17 protein-coding genes are annotated in these 14,867 nt (G+C 36.3%); 5 read left to right on the top strand and 12 right to left on the bottom strand.

The window, feature by feature from the left end:
- Positions 1 to 125 precede the first annotated feature (125 nt).
- Positions 126 to 698 carry a DUF2808 domain-containing protein gene (locus VL20_RS02085; protein WP_052275453.1) on the top strand — a complete coding sequence of 191 codons (573 nt, stop codon included), beginning with the start codon at positions 126 to 128 and terminating at the stop codon, positions 696 to 698.
- Positions 699 to 938: 240 nt separating this feature from the next.
- On the opposite strand, the gene VL20_RS02080 is transcribed toward VL20_RS02085, so the two are convergent.
- From VL20_RS02080 to VL20_RS02065, 4 genes are all read right to left on the bottom strand, one after another.
- Complete coding sequence (locus VL20_RS02080; RefSeq protein WP_052275452.1) at positions 939 to 1,583, bottom strand: Uma2 family endonuclease; 645 nt, start codon at positions 1,581 to 1,583, stop codon at positions 939 to 941.
- A gap of 951 nt (positions 1,584 to 2,534) precedes the next feature.
- Entirely contained in the window at positions 2,535 to 3,815 is a 1,281-nt protein-coding gene (locus VL20_RS02075; RefSeq protein ID WP_052275451.1) for a protein kinase domain-containing protein, read from the bottom strand.
- Positions 3,816 to 3,819: 4 nt separating this feature from the next.
- Complete coding sequence (locus tag VL20_RS02070) at positions 3,820 to 5,406, bottom strand: PP2C family serine/threonine-protein phosphatase (RefSeq protein ID WP_052275450.1); 1,587 nt, start codon at positions 5,404 to 5,406, stop codon at positions 3,820 to 3,822.
- A gap of 17 nt (positions 5,407 to 5,423) precedes the next feature.
- Complete coding sequence (locus VL20_RS02065; protein WP_052275449.1) at positions 5,424 to 6,224, bottom strand: vWA domain-containing protein; 801 nt, start codon at positions 6,222 to 6,224, stop codon at positions 5,424 to 5,426.
- A gap of 248 nt (positions 6,225 to 6,472) precedes the next feature.
- Between VL20_RS02065 and VL20_RS02060 the strand changes: the two genes are divergently transcribed.
- Positions 6,473 to 7,843 carry a helix-turn-helix domain-containing protein gene (locus tag VL20_RS02060; RefSeq protein ID WP_052275448.1) on the top strand — a complete coding sequence of 457 codons (1,371 nt, stop codon included), beginning with the start codon at positions 6,473 to 6,475 and terminating at the stop codon, positions 7,841 to 7,843.
- Between the two features lie 72 nt (positions 7,844 to 7,915).
- Here VL20_RS02060 and VL20_RS02055 read toward each other — a convergent pair whose 3' ends face one another.
- From VL20_RS02055 to psbA, 5 genes are all read right to left on the bottom strand, one after another.
- Positions 7,916 to 8,203: a type II toxin-antitoxin system RelE/ParE family toxin gene (locus tag VL20_RS02055; protein WP_052275447.1), complete on the bottom strand. Its 288-nt coding sequence runs from the start codon at positions 8,201 to 8,203 to the stop codon at positions 7,916 to 7,918.
- A gap of 2 nt (positions 8,204 to 8,205) precedes the next feature.
- On the bottom strand, positions 8,206 to 8,412 hold the full coding sequence (locus tag VL20_RS02050) for a hypothetical protein (RefSeq protein ID WP_002799381.1): 207 nt from the start codon (positions 8,410 to 8,412) through the stop codon (positions 8,206 to 8,208).
- Between the two features lie 254 nt (positions 8,413 to 8,666).
- The gene (locus tag VL20_RS02045) at positions 8,667 to 8,951 is read right to left on the bottom strand and encodes a type II toxin-antitoxin system RelE/ParE family toxin (RefSeq protein WP_052275446.1); all 285 of its coding nucleotides are present in this window, start codon (positions 8,949 to 8,951) and stop codon (positions 8,667 to 8,669) included.
- A gap of 5 nt (positions 8,952 to 8,956) precedes the next feature.
- Positions 8,957 to 9,172 carry a hypothetical protein gene (locus VL20_RS02040; RefSeq protein ID WP_002799384.1) on the bottom strand — a complete coding sequence of 72 codons (216 nt, stop codon included), beginning with the start codon at positions 9,170 to 9,172 and terminating at the stop codon, positions 8,957 to 8,959.
- Between the two features lie 85 nt (positions 9,173 to 9,257).
- A complete protein-coding gene (psbA, locus tag VL20_RS02035; protein ID WP_045358920.1) occupies positions 9,258 to 10,340 on the bottom strand; it encodes a photosystem II q(b) protein in 1,083 nt (360 codons plus the stop codon).
- A 186-nt stretch (positions 10,341 to 10,526) separates the two neighbouring features.
- On the opposite strand from psbA, the gene cynS reads away from it, so the two are divergent.
- Both cynS and VL20_RS02025 read left to right on the top strand, forming a co-directional pair.
- Positions 10,527 to 10,964, top strand: coding sequence for a cyanase (gene cynS, locus VL20_RS02030; protein WP_012264521.1), 438 nt, complete (start codon positions 10,527 to 10,529; stop codon positions 10,962 to 10,964).
- A 411-nt stretch (positions 10,965 to 11,375) separates the two neighbouring features.
- Positions 11,376 to 11,573, top strand: a complete 198-nt coding sequence (locus VL20_RS02025) for a hypothetical protein (protein ID WP_002761095.1) — start codon at positions 11,376 to 11,378, stop codon at positions 11,571 to 11,573.
- Between the two features lie 61 nt (positions 11,574 to 11,634).
- Here VL20_RS02025 and VL20_RS02020 read toward each other — a convergent pair whose 3' ends face one another.
- The 3 genes from VL20_RS02020 to VL20_RS02010 form a co-directional block, all read right to left on the bottom strand.
- Complete coding sequence (locus VL20_RS02020) at positions 11,635 to 12,069, bottom strand: hypothetical protein (RefSeq protein ID WP_052275445.1); 435 nt, start codon at positions 12,067 to 12,069, stop codon at positions 11,635 to 11,637.
- 84 nt (positions 12,070 to 12,153) lie between these two features.
- Entirely contained in the window at positions 12,154 to 12,558 is a 405-nt protein-coding gene (locus VL20_RS02015) for a hypothetical protein (RefSeq protein ID WP_052275444.1), read from the bottom strand.
- A gap of 88 nt (positions 12,559 to 12,646) precedes the next feature.
- Positions 12,647 to 13,033, bottom strand: coding sequence for a hypothetical protein (locus VL20_RS02010; protein ID WP_052275443.1), 387 nt, complete (start codon positions 13,031 to 13,033; stop codon positions 12,647 to 12,649).
- Between the two features lie 446 nt (positions 13,034 to 13,479).
- On the opposite strand from VL20_RS02010, the gene VL20_RS02005 reads away from it, so the two are divergent.
- Positions 13,480 to 14,847, top strand: a complete 1,368-nt coding sequence (locus VL20_RS02005) for a helix-turn-helix domain-containing protein (RefSeq protein ID WP_052275442.1) — start codon at positions 13,480 to 13,482, stop codon at positions 14,845 to 14,847.
- The last annotated feature ends 20 nt before the right edge of the window (positions 14,848 to 14,867 follow it).

Genomic DNA, 14,867 nt, shown 5'->3' with positions numbered 1-14,867 from the left:
AGTGGGGTGTGGGGGAGTGGGGAGAAAACAACTGATAACTGATCACTGATAATGGCAGCGGTTTAGGGTTAAGTGAATTTGGTATAATTGCCCTTAACAATCAATATTTTATAGTAGCTTTTACCTTGAAAATTCCTTTTTTGCCTTTAAAACAGACTGAAAGTCTATCTAAACTCGCTTTGATTGCTATACTCGCTTTTGATGCTTCTGTGTCTCTCGCAGGACAATTTCCCGATGGCAGAATATTTTTTGAGAGTTCTCCCACTCTGGTTAATTTCTCCGCTACTTTCCAATCCGTGCGTACTTGGGGGGCAAAATACTATCTTACCATCGCTCTACCGCCGTCTCTCGGGGCACCCTTGGGTAAAGTAACCATACAACAGCAGCCTAATATTCAAACTATTGCTTTTCTTGGCGATCAAACTTTTGCTTTTCTTGGCGATCGCAATCAGCGAGGCGAAAAATTAACCCTAAAATCCACTACTTTTGACCCCAATACTCAGACGATCACGGTCATTTTTGATCCTCCTGTCCCCCCCGGTAATACCGTTTCCATCGGTCTGAAACCAGTACGAAATCCCGATTATGGTGGTGTCTATCAGTTTGGAATTACTGCTTATCCCCCTGGGGACAATTCTCCCGGATTATATCTAGGTGTCGGACGTTTAGCAATTTATGAGGCTGGCGATCGCTGGTAGTCCGTTCCACGTCTAAAAACAGTGAGCAGTAATCAGTGACCAGTAATCAGTGAGCAGTAAAAAGACAGTAGGAAACCTCTATTTAATACTGCACACTTAAAAACTCATATCTGATAACTGTTAACTTACCCACTGATAACTGATCACTGATCAATAGGAATAGGTGCAGCCTTAAACCGAAAACTGTAACCTCTAAATTATCATCGGCAAAAGTTCCCTGACTTCCTTGTACATTTGAGGTCAGGGATTAAGCGTTTGCTTTACCCAAATTCGGAATTGTTTTAATGCCATTGCACTACCTATTTTTTGACTATTTTGTAGCGTTTCTGGAATTTTTTCTATTAGATTAAATTGAGAAAATAGTCGGCTTTGGGAAGATTCAACATATTCTGATCTTTGCAAAACATTGATTTCCAGTCTCTCTCCATTATATCGCCACAATTCAGGAACACCCAATCGCTCATAATTATTAAATCGGGTTCGCTTAGTAATATCAATCTCAATTGCTAAATCGGGAGGGGGATCAATCGCCAAATCAAGGCGCGTTTTTCCCCTGATAGCGGCACAATTTTCGATATAAAAAGACTCATCTGGTTCTATTCCTTGATCCATTTGCTGATTTTTAAAGGTTGTTGATCCGGCGGGTTCATAGTCTAACTCTAATTCATCCAGGAGAACTTTAACCAAATCCCCGATTAAAACTTTGGTATTTTCATGAATAAAAAGAGGAGTCATTGCTTCTAAAGTTCCTTGACTATAAGATAGACGAATTGACCGTCGATCTCCCAATTCGTCAAGAATTTTTTCATAATCTTGCCAAGTGAGTGAAGTTAACAACAGGCGGTCGCCTGGGGTAACAGTTAGTTGTTGTAATGCTAATAACATCAGAATTTGTCGGCTCAGTTGTTATGATTGCGCGGTTTAGTCAGTATTTAACTTTTTTCTACCTTAGACTATATATAGCAGTTTTCATCAGAATGAGGCATGGGCAAGGGGCTTAAACTCTTTGTTGGCAAAACTTGTCGATACCTCAGTAACGTGAAAAGCGCTATATGCAAGAGTTCTAGTAAGCTGCCCGCGCATTTAAATTGCTTGTTGAGACGAGGCAAGAGGCAAGACCCAAGACCCGGTAGCATCTCACCTTTGCAATAAGTAGAAATGCTTAATGAGATCAATAAAAAAGTTAAAAAAGGCAACCATTTAGATAGGGTTTGCTGAAAAAGTTTTTCGTGGGGGCAGGGTGCGGGGTGTAGGGTGTAGGGTGTAGGGTTTTACCGATTTTCAGGTGGTCAATTACCCAATTTTCAGGGAAAAAGTCCAGGGATTTTCCCCCTGATCACTCCCATGCCCGGCACTTTTGGATTTCAAAAAAGTCTAAAAGTCTTATCCAACAAGGTTTTTAGATTTATTCAGCAAACCCTAATTAAGCTTTTCAACATCGATAATGTACCTCTTGCGAACAGGAAACGCTATATAAACCAGGCTCTTCTGGTTTCTGTGTGTAAACGAGGTCTATACTGATAGTTTCTTCTTTCAAAATAGTCCTAAAAGTCTTGCCCAGTAAGCATTTAACCTTACATAAGCAAAAATTATCACACAAAGTCGAGAAGAGCCTAAGTAGGTAGGCACAATTATTTGTAGGATGGGTTAGCGGTAGCGTAACATAATCGGGCGTTGGGTTTCATGCTTCAACCCAACCTACGTTCATTTTATATTTAATTCCACCCACCTACTTAAACCAGAAGAAATTGAAGCTATGGTTGATAAAAATAAAATTATTAATCAAGCAATGGGGTTGATTTTAGGATAGGAGAACTGCACAGAATAATCAGATAGCTAATTAAACCAGTTCAAAATTTTGTTCCAAATAGATGATACAGATGTTGTAAGTTTCTTCCAAATATTATCAAATTTATCCCAAATGTTTTCATCTGGAATAGGTACTGGTGCTTCTTTTCGAGGTTGTTGATGGAGTTTATCCCAATCTGTTGGAGGTGGTGTTTTACCCGTGTCAAATTTATCCCAAATGTTTTCATCTTTTGGAGGTGGTGTTTTACCCGTGTCAAATTTATCCCAAGCACTTGATGAATTGGTTTTAAGTTTTTCCCAGGGATCTGAAGATTTTGTCTTTTCTGGACTGGTTTGAGGTGGCTTTTTCTCAGGGGGAGGATCCTGGATACCAGTATCAGTAGTAGGCTCAAAACTCCATTTAGCTCCTGTGTAATTGTTGACTAAATTTTCAAGAGGTTGTAGGTTTTCAATATTTGATTGTTGACAAAATTTCTCTAATTCTTGGGTAAAATACACAATCTCAGGAGAAAGATTTTTAAGTTCTTTAAAAATCTTGGATAAATTAGGTTTAATTATGTCATTTTCGGAAAATAGCAGTCTTTCCTCTGGTTGTATTTGTTGCCAATAGTCAGGATTTTCTGATAGAACAAGCAATGATAAATAAATCACCATTTCTGAGAAATAGTCAGCTTTTGGACTTAATTTAGATAACTTATTTCTGTTAGGATGTTGATAACCAGGGAGTCCTTTAATATTGTCGGTTGCATTGCTTAATTGAGGAACATATAAACTATCATAGTCAATTAAACATAGATCACCATTTTTACGCACTATAATATTACCGTGTTGTAAGTCTCCATGAGAAATATTATTTTGATGGAGAATTTTAACCATTTCTAAGAATTTTTCGGCAAAGTTACGGATAGAAGTCGGGTTATTAATATTATTAGATATAAAGTCTTTAAAGCTAATACCATCAACCCATTCCATTCTAATAATGGGAAATCTTTGTCCATTGACTAAAATTCCTTGTTCTTGGTAAGCAAAATCAACAAAATAAGGAAGTTGAACTGTTTTAAGATAGGCATCAATCGCCTTATAACGAATTTTTAGATCCCCTAAATCTTCTATCCAACATTTAAGGGCATATTTTTTAGGATTAGTTTGAATTTCATAAACAACGGCTTTTCCGCCATTATGAGACAGTAAAAAGTTCTGATTTTGCTTTTGCTTAACAGGCTTTCCTTTTTGTAAAATACCATCGTATATAAATTTATCAGGGGATTTTACGAATGTTTCATAGTCAGTTCTAAGCGGATATTTCATTTTTTTACATACCCACAAATGTAAATTTAGACCAATTGGGAAGGGAATCAAATTCAAGTTTTTTAAACTTTGATGGTTCACTTAATTGTCCAAAAACATCCCCTTCTGATCCACTAGGAAAGATTCTCAGATTTGTCTTAGGAAAGATTCTCAGATTTGTCTTGGGTTTTATTTCTATTTCATCCCTTGCACAAGTATAACATTCATTCAAGATTGCTTGATTAGCATAAAGATCAATCTGAAATTTAATCCATTCCTCTCCTTCTTCTAAAATTAAAACCTGAGATGAGTCAGATAAAGCAGGAATAATAATTTCTTGAAAAGTTTGATCTTTGTAGATTTGATTTCCTTTTTCAAGGTTCCTATATTTAGGTTCATATTTAGTGACTTGACTAGATGAATTTGAATTGCTTGATTGTTCAGTTTTTATACTATTTATTATGGTCGCAGTGGAGAGTATAGTTAAGATTATATTTACAGGAATAAAAACAAGGAGAAGATTACGGATTCCATCTATTCCTCCTTTAATTACGGTGTATTTCGTCGGTTTAGAAGTTGAACTCGTCAGATTGCGGCGCGCCATGAATAAAGATAGCAGAGGTTGTAATAATGTTTGTAGATTGGATCTTATTTTGGCAAAACCAGAAGTAACTTCTAAATTTTCAGCAGAAGTATTGTCTTTAGGTTCTTCTTCTACTTTTGAAGAATTGTTTTGATCTTCGTTAAAAGGCTGTTTAGTTTCATCACTTGAAGTAGAATTTTCTTGATCTTCTTTTATGGGTTGTGTAGGCGAACTGGGAATTTCACGATCCCTGACTTCTAAAATCATTAAAGTAACATCATCATTTTTCATTTTTATTGTGTCATCCTGTCTAGCATATTTTACAAAATTCTCAAACTCCTGTTCTGAATTAATTTTAAGTAAAGTTTTTAAAATATCTCTTTGCTGTTCTGTATATTTAAAAATATATTCAGCTAGAGCGTCAGTTGCTAGTACAAAATAAAGCTTATCTGAATCTTGTTTGTATTTTAATTCGATGTCTAAAAATTCTGGCTTATAATCATTATTATTTTTAGGGTAACTTCCAAAATATCCAGGTCGATTATTAAAATCCGCTGATTTTTGCAATAAATAGGTTTTAATTAATTTATCTCCCTGAAAAATAAACAGACAGCTATCGCCAACAATAGATACTTTGGCTTGATTTTCAATAAATTGTAACCCAATAAAGGTAGATGTTGCTGGTTGAAAACCATTCAAACCATTGTAAATCTCAATCCAGGCAGGATTATTACCGCTTTTTGCTTTTTGTAATTCTGCTTTAACTTCTTCTAACCATTTTTGCTGAATTAGTTCAAGCCATTCTTGCCAATTGTTTTTATCAATCTGGGGATTTTCACAAAAATAATCAACAAGAAGTTTTGACCATATACTTGAGTAAAATGATTGAGTTGCCCCATCGGCGATCGCAAAACAATTCTTAGCTTCATTATAGCTAAAATTATCTTGACAACCGCTAATGGTTTCCATCTCTTTATGAGTTCTATAACTGAACCGACGGATGACTGAAACTTTATGATCAGATTGCATAATTAATGACAATAACTTTAGCGTAATGCTCCTTGAGAACCAAATTGAAGAAGTTTAATCAGTGCTTCAGCATCAGCATTAAAGATAAAACCTCTGGCATTAGGTTGAACATTAAAACCCGCATTTTTGGCACTCTCAGCAAGAGGCTCAGGAAGCACACTGGAAATATCAAACAAAAAGTTAGCAAATTTATTATTGCTAAAACCAGCATTGTCACTAGGTAACTCTATTTTCCCTGCTGATGCGTTAGAAATATGAGCATTCAAAACAATCACGTTACCGTCACTTGTTTTAAGTTGTGCTAGTTTTTTCGCTTCAGTAGTAGCAGCATTAGAATCATTAGGTTCTCCATCGGTTATATTAATCACAACAGGTGGAAAACTATCGCGATGATTAGAAATAAATTTTTCTACCCCAGTATAAGCCTGTTTAAAGGCTTCAGCCATTGGTGTTCCATTACTTGCAGTCGGTTCCACAAACACTCGCATTACTTCATCCACTTCAACCAACCCACCTGCACCATCAGAGACTTTTTTCTTAAGGGTTGTTGTATTGGGATTTTTAGCCAAATCTGAGGCTTTATCTAGAAATAGTACATTAATACTTGCTCCATAGCCAACCGCCGCCACAAAACATCTGTCTTTAATCTCATTACCCGATGAACAAGCTGTAATAATTTCTCCGATGACTCGATTAACGGCTTTTGCGGCAAAATCTGCTTTATCTGAATTGGCGTATTTATCTGACATTGAAGCTGACTGATCAATCATAATCAGGATAAATCCAGGCTTGGCGCTACTCAGTTGTTCTTGATACATAACTTAAAGATTACTTCATTGATTTTTGAAAGGGAAAAGATGATCATGTCACCGCAAAATGGGCTATGATGACAATCTAGCAAGCAAATAGGACTAATTAGCTTGATTTACCTAACATCTCAGTATTGTAGCGTTTGATTTTAGTACCAAAGTAGGCTTTGGTACACAATTTATAGGTAGGTTATGGTACAGTCTTAGTTCCGTTTGGTATAATATATTGGATTAACCCTCTAATTTTTTAACCAGAAATGAATAATATTGACCAAGTTTTGCAATATGTTGATGATTTAATGTTTGAGAAAGTGGCGTCTCATCTGACACCAGTACAAGAAGCAATCTTGACAGGGGTTTGGCAAGGTCAAAAATATTGGCAAATTGCTCAATCTTTTAATGGTTGTAGTGAATCTCATATTAAAAAAGAGGCTGCTAACTTATGGAAAAAGTTGGGTAAGGTATTAGACGAAGATGTTAATAAAGATAATTTACGATCCAAGTTAGAAAGAAAATATCGGGTTTCTCAAACTTCTAATTTTGGTCATTGTTTACAAGTTAATCAAGGAAATATTCATATTTGTGATCAATCTTTACAAACAATTAATAATGGAAAAAAAACAAAAAGTTTTTTACGCAATGACGATCAATCCCCCATAATTGACTTAACAAAAGCTCCTGAATTAAGGTATAACTGTGGACGTAAGTTAGAAATATCAACCTTAAAAGAATGGCTAGATAATAAAACTCGATTAATTACCATTTATGGGTTAAGTGGAATTGGAAAAACAGCTTTAACCCTTAAATTAATTTCAGAAATTGCCCCACAATTTGATTATATTATTTATCGCAGTCTGGAAAATATTCCTCAATTAATCGCTCTCAAAGATGATCTAAAACAGTTTTTCGCCCAATCTCTATCAACCCCCTTACCTGATATAATAGATTATCTAAGCTCCTATCGTTGTTTAATTATTCTTGATGATGTGCAGAATATTTTTAAACCGGGGGAATTAGCAGGTAAATATTTACCCGACTGTCAGGATTATCATAAATTTTTTCATCAAATTGCTACCACATCTCATCAAAGTTGTTTGATTTTAATTAGTTGGGAACTTCCCAGAGATTTTGTCACCTTAAAATCCGATAAAATTAAAACTTTATACCTGCAAGGTTTAACAACAGAATTTGAAGAAATCTTCAAAGAATACGGTTTAAAAAGTGAGGAGAAATGGACGGAACTGAGGGAACTTTATCAAGGTCATCCTAACTGGTTAAATATCATCTCCTCAACCATTATTGAGCTATTTGATGGAGAAGTGTCCTTATTTTTAGAACAAATGAAAAATGAAATTTATTTAGGAGATATAGAAGACTCGATCGAATGTCATTTACAGCGTTTATCCGCAACAGAAAAAAAGGTGATACACTGGTTAGCTAATCAAACTGAAGCGGTAGAAAAGGTTCCCAAAACTGCTAATCTTGACTTATCTACTTCTGAATTTTGGGCAGCTATTCAGTCATTAATGAGACGCTGTTTACTGGATAAATTACCATCAGAAACCTCGTCCTATTTTCCCATTAATCCTGTGTTTAGATCCTATCTTAAAAGAAATCCTAACGATTAGGAAAAATTTATCTTATTATAAATATATGTGTACCGCAACGCAGAAACCCGCAGGATCGCTTTCTAGTTTTTCCTATTTTCTATACACCTGATCGTGACTACCAATATCAATTAACAAGATGATAACTTCTAAATATTCTCCATCTTCCGAAAAACTAAAAATAATTCGACAATCGTAAGCTACAGTACAAGACCATAACCCTTCTAAATTACCACTTAACTTATGGGTTTTTAAAGACAGTGTAAATGGGTTTTCTGCCAGTTTTCTAAGTACATCGAAAATTTGAGGTTTTAACTGGGGATTTTTCTTGATTAGCTTCTTAAACGAACGCTTAAACCCATCACTCCATATTAGATCCATGGTTAATCCTCATTCAAATCAGCAATCAAATCTTCTACGGTTCCCCTTCTGGCCGTTCCAGTAGCGATCGCATCTTTCAATTCCTTAAAATTAGCTAAAATTTCTCTTTCTCTTGCTTTAGCTCTATATTGACACAAAATCTCTAACAATGACTCCTGTTCATCCTCTGATAAATTCTCAAAAGATTTGATCATTTCTTGCAAAGTCATCATTTTACCTCTTAACTCTCGATCAAAACCTGGGATCTCTTATTCTTTGTGTGATCAGTTTAACTTATATAGGAGCGATCAATCTTTGTGTCCTTTGTGTCTTTGTGGTTTGCTCCACTCGCTCGTCACCAGGACTGTATCTTAGAATACATTTTACCCACCAAACCTAAGAGAGCCAAATTTATCTTATTATAAATATATGTGTACCGCAACGCAGAAACCCGCAGGAGCGCTTTCTAGTTTTTCCTATTTTATCAATACACTTCATCATGAGTACCAATGTCAAGTAAAATGATAACTTCCTCCTGGGTGTCTGGCTCAATTTTTATAGAAAAAATAATCCGACAATCATAACCACAAGAACAAGCTTTAAGTCCCGATAATTCCCCTCTTAATGAATGAGTTCCCAAGCTCAAAAAATAAATATCTTCCCTCATTTGTGCCAATGTTTTCTCAATCGCTTTCTGTCGCTGAGGATTTCTGAGAACAAACTTACGGAAAGTCCGCTTAAATTTAGGCGTTAAAACCAGTTCTCTCATAATATCTATTCCAAAGTTTCTCTCAATTCTCTCAGAACAATTTCTAGGGGTTGAGGTTTAAATTCTCTTTGATGAAAAGCATTAATTGACTCCCTAGCATCCCTAGCAATTTCTTGACGGCGAATATCAAGTAAACGATTTTGTAAAATTTCTAATAACATTTCCTGTTGTTCTAAAGATAGTTGCTCAACAGTATTTAAAGCTTGTTCTAAACTGATCATAATTCAACCTCTCAAAAAACCACCTTCTATTCTAACAACAAAAAAGCACCCCCTTGCGGGAGTGCCTTTTCGTTCAGACTAGGAATTAACCATTGATAGCGGGAGCAGTCAGAGCTACGGGAGCCTGTTCACCACTAGCTAAGTCTAAGGGGAAGTTATGTGCATTGCGCTCGTGCATTACTTCCATACCGATACCAGCGCGGTTTAACACATCGGCCCAAGTACCGATTACACGACCTTGAGAATCGAGAATCGACTGGTTGAAGTTGAAACCGTTGAGGTTAAACGCCATGGTGCTAACACCCATTGCCGTAAACCAGATACCGATTACCGGCCATGCACCTAAGAAGAAGTGCAGAGAGCGGCTGTTGTTGAAAGAAGCGTATTGGAAGATTAAACGTCCGAAGTAACCGTGAGCGGCAACGATATTGTAGGTTTCTTCTTCTTGACCGAATTTGTAACCGTAGTTCTGAGATTCGATTTCAGTGGTTTCACGCACTAAAGAAGAAGTTACTAGGGAACCGTGCATTGCACTGAACAAGGAACCGCCGAACACACCAGCAACACCTAACATATGGAAGGGGTGCATCAGAATGTTATGTTCTGCTTGGAACACAAACATAAAGTTGAAGGTTCCAGAGATTCCTAAAGGCATACCATCAGAGAAGGAACCTTGTCCGATGGGATAGATTAAGAATACAGCAGTTGCGGCGGATACAGGTGCAGAGTAAGCTACACAAATCCAAGGACGCATTCCTAAACGGAAAGACAGTTCCCACTGACGACCGAGGTAGCAGAAGACACCTAGTAAGAAGTGGAAAATGACTAACTGGTAGGGACCACCGTTGTATAACCACTCATCTAAGGAAGCTGCTTCCCAGATGGGGTAGAAGTGGAGTCCAATTGCGTTAGAAGAGGGAACAACTGCACCAGAGATGATGTTGTTTCCGTAGAGTAGGGAACCAGCTACAGGCTCGCGAATACCGTCGATATCTACAGGAGGAGCGGCGATAAAGGCGATGATGAAGCAGGTGGTGGCGGTGAGCAGGGTGGGGATCATGATGACACCGAACCAACCGATGTATAAACGGTTGTTGGTGCTGGTAATCCACTGGCAGAACTGCTCCCACAGGGAAGCGCTCTCGCGCTGTTGTAGAGTGGTAGTCATGGTTGGATAATTTCTGTATGTATTAGGTTGTCAAGGTTCGTCGTTTGACATGAGTTAATACTATCGGCTTTTTATAGTTATGTAAAGGGGTTTTAAGAAATGTTTTTTTTATCAATGTCATAACTTTTACTTATATAATTGATGTTCAGGTAAACTAGAAGCAGACAAATTCTGCAAAAATAAGCAATGATACCCGAAATTACCGCAAAACTATTGGAAGCGAAGAAGGAAAAAGGCCTCAGTTTCGCTGACCTAGAAGCGATTCTAGGACGAGATGAGGTGTGGATTGCCGCTGTTTTTTACCGGCAAGCGAGCGCCTCCCTAGAAGAAGCAACGAAAATTGTGGCAGCTTTGGGACTGGGAACCGAAATCGTCGCATCCTTAACCGAGTATCCTGTCAAGGGATTGGGTCCTGTTGTCCCCACCGACCCCCTGATTTATCGTTTCTACGAGATCATGCAGGTGTATGGAATGCCACTAAAATCGGTGATTCATGAAAAATTCGGCGATGGTATTATGAGTGCGATCGATTTTACCCTCGACGTGGATAAGGAGGAAGACCCTAAAGGCGATCGCGTTAAAATTACTATGTCGGGTAAGTTTTTACCCTATAAGAAGTGGTGAGTCCGGCCAAAGTCAACGGTAAGGAATTTCTATTCCTTGCCGCTCTTGCTATTTTTCTTAACAAAACTTAACAATTGACGGCAAAATTTTGCTTGCTTTTTTTGGCAGATTTTGGGACAATATTTTTAAAAGAGTTTAGTAATAATGGAAATCTTAGCACTTGAACTTAAACACAAAAGTCCCATTGTAAGAAAATCATAACCCAAGCCGCCGCAAAAGTCAAGGTATCTCTCCTAATTATGCTGTGAAACTTCTAATTCCTTGAGCGGTGAGGGTTTGGGGAATTATGAATTATGAATTGGGGAGTGGGAAGACAGTAAACTGATATAGTCATTTCAGATAAGTCTGATACGCTCTAGACCGATGAAACCCTGATTAACTCTAGCATTGATATTCTCAATCTTAATTGAAATGACTATAACTGCCAATTCAGACTTCAATTGGCGATGTTATATTGAACATTTTCAAGAAGAAGGCGCACCGCAAAGCGGATCTCTGCGAGATCGCTGTTTTTTTACCGCTTATGAAACTAACATTATTGTTCCTTTAAAATCTTTGAGGATTGAGGTAGAGATGGCAGATGTTTATAACAAAGTAATCTTTAGTTAAAGCCTTAAATATGGAGCTTTTGTTATCATTAGAATATATAAATATTCGTCATTTAAAAAAATTAGCGTAGGCAATGATTAATAGAAAAACTGAATATTTGTGCAAGTTGTGGTAAACAAGTTACCTCCGCTATTCGGCGAAGATTAACCATAACGATAGCTCCAAAAAACATTATATTAACAAGAAATGGTGAATAGGGAACTCCGAAATATGAAGAAGCACCAGATAAAAAAAGATGTGCCACAAAATATGATACTATAACAAGTAATAAATCAGTTAAAATTGCAGATATATCTAAACTTAAGCCTAGTACAGGTGTTATAGCATAACTTAGAATAGTCAAGCTAGTACCTACTATAAATAGTAGGGATATTGCTCCAGCATCTTGTGCAAAAAATCCCCAAAATCCCAAATAAATCGCCATCAATGAAAACCCAACAGAGACAGCTTTTACGATCCCATCGTAAACATTTCTCAAAGCATTTCCCCAATCCATAAAAAATTCTCCAGCTAAGTTTGTAAATCTCTAAAGTCATGAAAGTATCAGCAAGATTGAGTAAATCTTAAAAATCTATATTATTTAGCGACCAAACATTTCAAGCAATTGCTCGAAAGTACCACAACTCTTAACTACTTCTGAGTCAAGGATTCCGACCATAAAAAATCCCGAAATTACAAAAACGAGAAGACCCTCTTGAAAATTACTGGTAGGCACTATACTTGGTAACATTCCGAAAGCCAATAATGCAATGTCTCTGGCCAAAGTCATCAGAAGTTGTTCCTGTGATGATTGGTTTAAAAACATCTGTAAAAGAAACTGAAAAAATATTACTATAAGTATATGCCAATTTAGAAAGAATTGGGCAACTAATTCCCGTGCAAATAACCCAACAACAGCAAGTAATACACCATAGAAGAAAAAGAAATATGAAATTAAACAACTCAAGTAATGAGGCATTATTAGCAAACGATTTGCCAAATCCATAAAAAATTCTCCAGCTAACTTTTTAATTTTCCGAAGTTATAAAAGTATCAGCAAGATTGAGTAAATTTTAACAATTTGTGCGCTCGATTTACTCACCGAATAATTGACCATGTACAGCATTTACAAACGCTTCTGCTTCTGATTTTTGCCATGGCCATCCAGTGACAGGAGTTGCTGTTCCTCCGGCCGTAACCACACTTACCGTTGGAGATCCCCACATCAATAGAACACCAAAAATCAAGGGAATAATACCCACTACTACAGTTATCAAGACAATCCCTAAAACAACAAGGAATAGTCCCCCAACAACTTTCCTATCCATTTCATATCGAACTGCAACAACTTGCTTGAGAGGAACATCTTCTCTTCGTCCACCACGAAACCAGCTTTTCTTCGCCATATAGGTAAGTCTTTTGTTCGTTACAATACCAAAACAGTTGTCAACTAAGACATTTTCTTTAGAACTTGATGTCATTTTTTCCTCCCCATTTGATTTGTGTACTGGTTGAGCGTGCGGCCTGGGCTACATTGCCTAAAGCCACCTTAAGCATCCTGACTGTGATATGCTAGAACCTGTACTATTTCACATTTTCTTTACATTGGCTAAATAAAGCCTTGAAACTGCTTAATTACTTAGGATACATCGCAGTCTTGAGTTTAGTAAGTCGGAAAAGTCGGAACTTACAGCCAAACAATTGATCTGAAATATCGGAAATGTCAGCTAGAATAAGTAAAAAACTACCCCGTGTGCAACTATATTTTTAGTCTTGATTTACAAGGCTCTCAGAAATCAGCAGTGATAAAGTATCATCGGGAACCCTGATTCTGTCGTTTTTAGTTGCACATCGCGTAAAAACTCGCCAATTCAAGTCTGAATTGCATCACTGTCTGCTCTACCTTCACATACCTAATCTATAGTCCATGTTTCAAGCTAATCTATCTAATACGGTGTTAAATCTCTTAGATGAGTTGGTTTTTGCCAAAACAGATCAACATCTAGACTATCTTCAAAAAACTATCTTAGAAGCGACTTTAGAAGGTTACAAATACTCAGAAGTTGCCAAAGAATCTCATCTTAGTGAAGGTCATGTTCGAGATAGTGCTTCAGAATTATGGAAAATTTTGTCAGAAGTTTTAGGGGAAGATATTACTAAATCAAATATTAGAGCAGTTTTAAAGAAACATAGCTTTATAAATAATAATATGGGACGAGATTTAGTCTCTTTTAATAATGTTCATATTTGTGATCATAATCCATCCTCCCTCAAGAATAATCATCCGTCTGAAATCCCGCAGGATCAACCCTATTTAGACTTAGGTCATACTCCTGAAATAACTCAATTTTATGGAAGAATTACCGAATTAAATAACCTGCAAACTTGTATAGTTGCGGACAAATACCGCTTGGTTAATGTGTTAGGTTTAAAAGAAATTGGTAAAACCACACTTTCTCTGAAACTGGTTGATAAAATCAAAGATAATTTTAACTATGTTATTCGCAGAAGTTTGTATTTTTGTCCAAAACTAGATGAACTTTTAAGTGAAATTTTACAATCTATCAATCCTCAATTGAAGCTTTCTCAAAGTCTTGAAAAGCAATTAAATTTGTTCTTACAATTAATGAAAAGTCATCGATGCTTGATTATTCTTGATGATTTACAAAGTCTATTTGATTCTAAAAAACTAGCAGGTAATTATCACAAAGAGTACCAAGATTATCAACTATTGTTTAAAAGCATTGCTGAAGTCAATCATCAAAGCTGTTTACTGTTGTTGAGTCAAGAAAAACCTATTGATACGACTTTTTATGGGCAGAAAAATAAATTCATTAAAACATTAATCATAGAAGGTTTAGGAGAAGATGCCATAGAAATTTTGCGCCATCATAATCTATTAAATGAAGACAGTTGGGAAGCCTTAATTAAATGTTATCAAGGTCATCCTCTTTGGTTAGAATTAGTTGCTAGTTTTATTCAAGAGACATTTTTAGGTAAGGTGGCTGACTTTTTGGAGATTAAATACCCGATTGCCGAGGAAACTTTAGAGCAGACTTTATTAAGTATTTTACAAAATTTAACAGAATCAGAGAAACTAATGCTAACAGAATTAGCAAATTTTAATCAACCTATTTCTATTAAAGAAATGATCGAGCAAACTTCTCTAGCTTATACAGATTCTTTGAAAGTCATTCAATCTCTAATCAGACGAATAATAGTGGCAAAAGATGAAAACGCTTTATTATGTTTGAATCCTGTTTTTAAAGCTTATGTAATTAATCATCAAATCTAGGGCTGAGTCGAAAATTTTAT

This window comes from Microcystis panniformis FACHB-1757, assembly GCF_001264245.1.
Taxonomy (GTDB): domain Bacteria; phylum Cyanobacteriota; class Cyanobacteriia; order Cyanobacteriales; family Microcystaceae; genus Microcystis; species Microcystis panniformis.
This window is presented reverse-complemented; position numbering and strand designations above follow the sequence as displayed.

What these genes read in the sequence shown, in the direction of transcription:
- VL20_RS02020 (WP_052275445.1), bottom strand. Translation starts at nt 12,069, where the DNA reads ATGGATTGGGGAAATGCTTTGAGAAATGTTTACGATGGGATCGTAAAA.
- VL20_RS02065 (WP_052275449.1), bottom strand. Translation starts at nt 6,224, where the DNA reads ATGTATCAAGAACAACTGAGTAGCGCCAAGCCTGGATTTATCCTGATT.
- VL20_RS02080 (WP_052275452.1), bottom strand. Translation starts at nt 1,583, where the DNA reads ATGTTATTAGCATTACAACAACTAACTGTTACCCCAGGCGACCGCCTG.
- VL20_RS02015 (WP_052275444.1), bottom strand. Translation starts at nt 12,558, where the DNA reads ATGGATTTGGCAAATCGTTTGCTAATAATGCCTCATTACTTGAGTTGT.
- VL20_RS02010 (WP_052275443.1), bottom strand. Translation starts at nt 13,033, where the DNA reads ATGACATCAAGTTCTAAAGAAAATGTCTTAGTTGACAACTGTTTTGGT.
- VL20_RS02070 (WP_052275450.1), bottom strand. Translation starts at nt 5,406, where the DNA reads ATGCAATCTGATCATAAAGTTTCAGTCATCCGTCGGTTCAGTTATAGA.
- VL20_RS02040 (WP_002799384.1), bottom strand. Translation starts at nt 9,172, where the DNA reads ATGATCAGTTTAGAACAAGCTTTAAATACTGTTGAGCAACTATCTTTA.
- psbA (WP_045358920.1), bottom strand. Translation starts at nt 10,340, where the DNA reads ATGACTACCACTCTACAACAGCGCGAGAGCGCTTCCCTGTGGGAGCAG.
- VL20_RS02045 (WP_052275446.1), bottom strand. Translation starts at nt 8,951, where the DNA reads ATGAGAGAACTGGTTTTAACGCCTAAATTTAAGCGGACTTTCCGTAAG.
- VL20_RS02050 (WP_002799381.1), bottom strand. Translation starts at nt 8,412, where the DNA reads ATGACTTTGCAAGAAATGATCAAATCTTTTGAGAATTTATCAGAGGAT.
- cynS (WP_012264521.1), top strand. Translation starts at nt 10,527, where the DNA reads ATGATACCCGAAATTACCGCAAAACTATTGGAAGCGAAGAAGGAAAAA.
- VL20_RS02060 (WP_052275448.1), top strand. Translation starts at nt 6,473, where the DNA reads ATGAATAATATTGACCAAGTTTTGCAATATGTTGATGATTTAATGTTT.
- VL20_RS02005 (WP_052275442.1), top strand. Translation starts at nt 13,480, where the DNA reads ATGTTTCAAGCTAATCTATCTAATACGGTGTTAAATCTCTTAGATGAG.
- VL20_RS02055 (WP_052275447.1), bottom strand. Translation starts at nt 8,203, where the DNA reads ATGGATCTAATATGGAGTGATGGGTTTAAGCGTTCGTTTAAGAAGCTA.
- VL20_RS02025 (WP_002761095.1), top strand. Translation starts at nt 11,376, where the DNA reads ATGACTATAACTGCCAATTCAGACTTCAATTGGCGATGTTATATTGAA.
- VL20_RS02075 (WP_052275451.1), bottom strand. Translation starts at nt 3,815, where the DNA reads ATGAAATATCCGCTTAGAACTGACTATGAAACATTCGTAAAATCCCCT.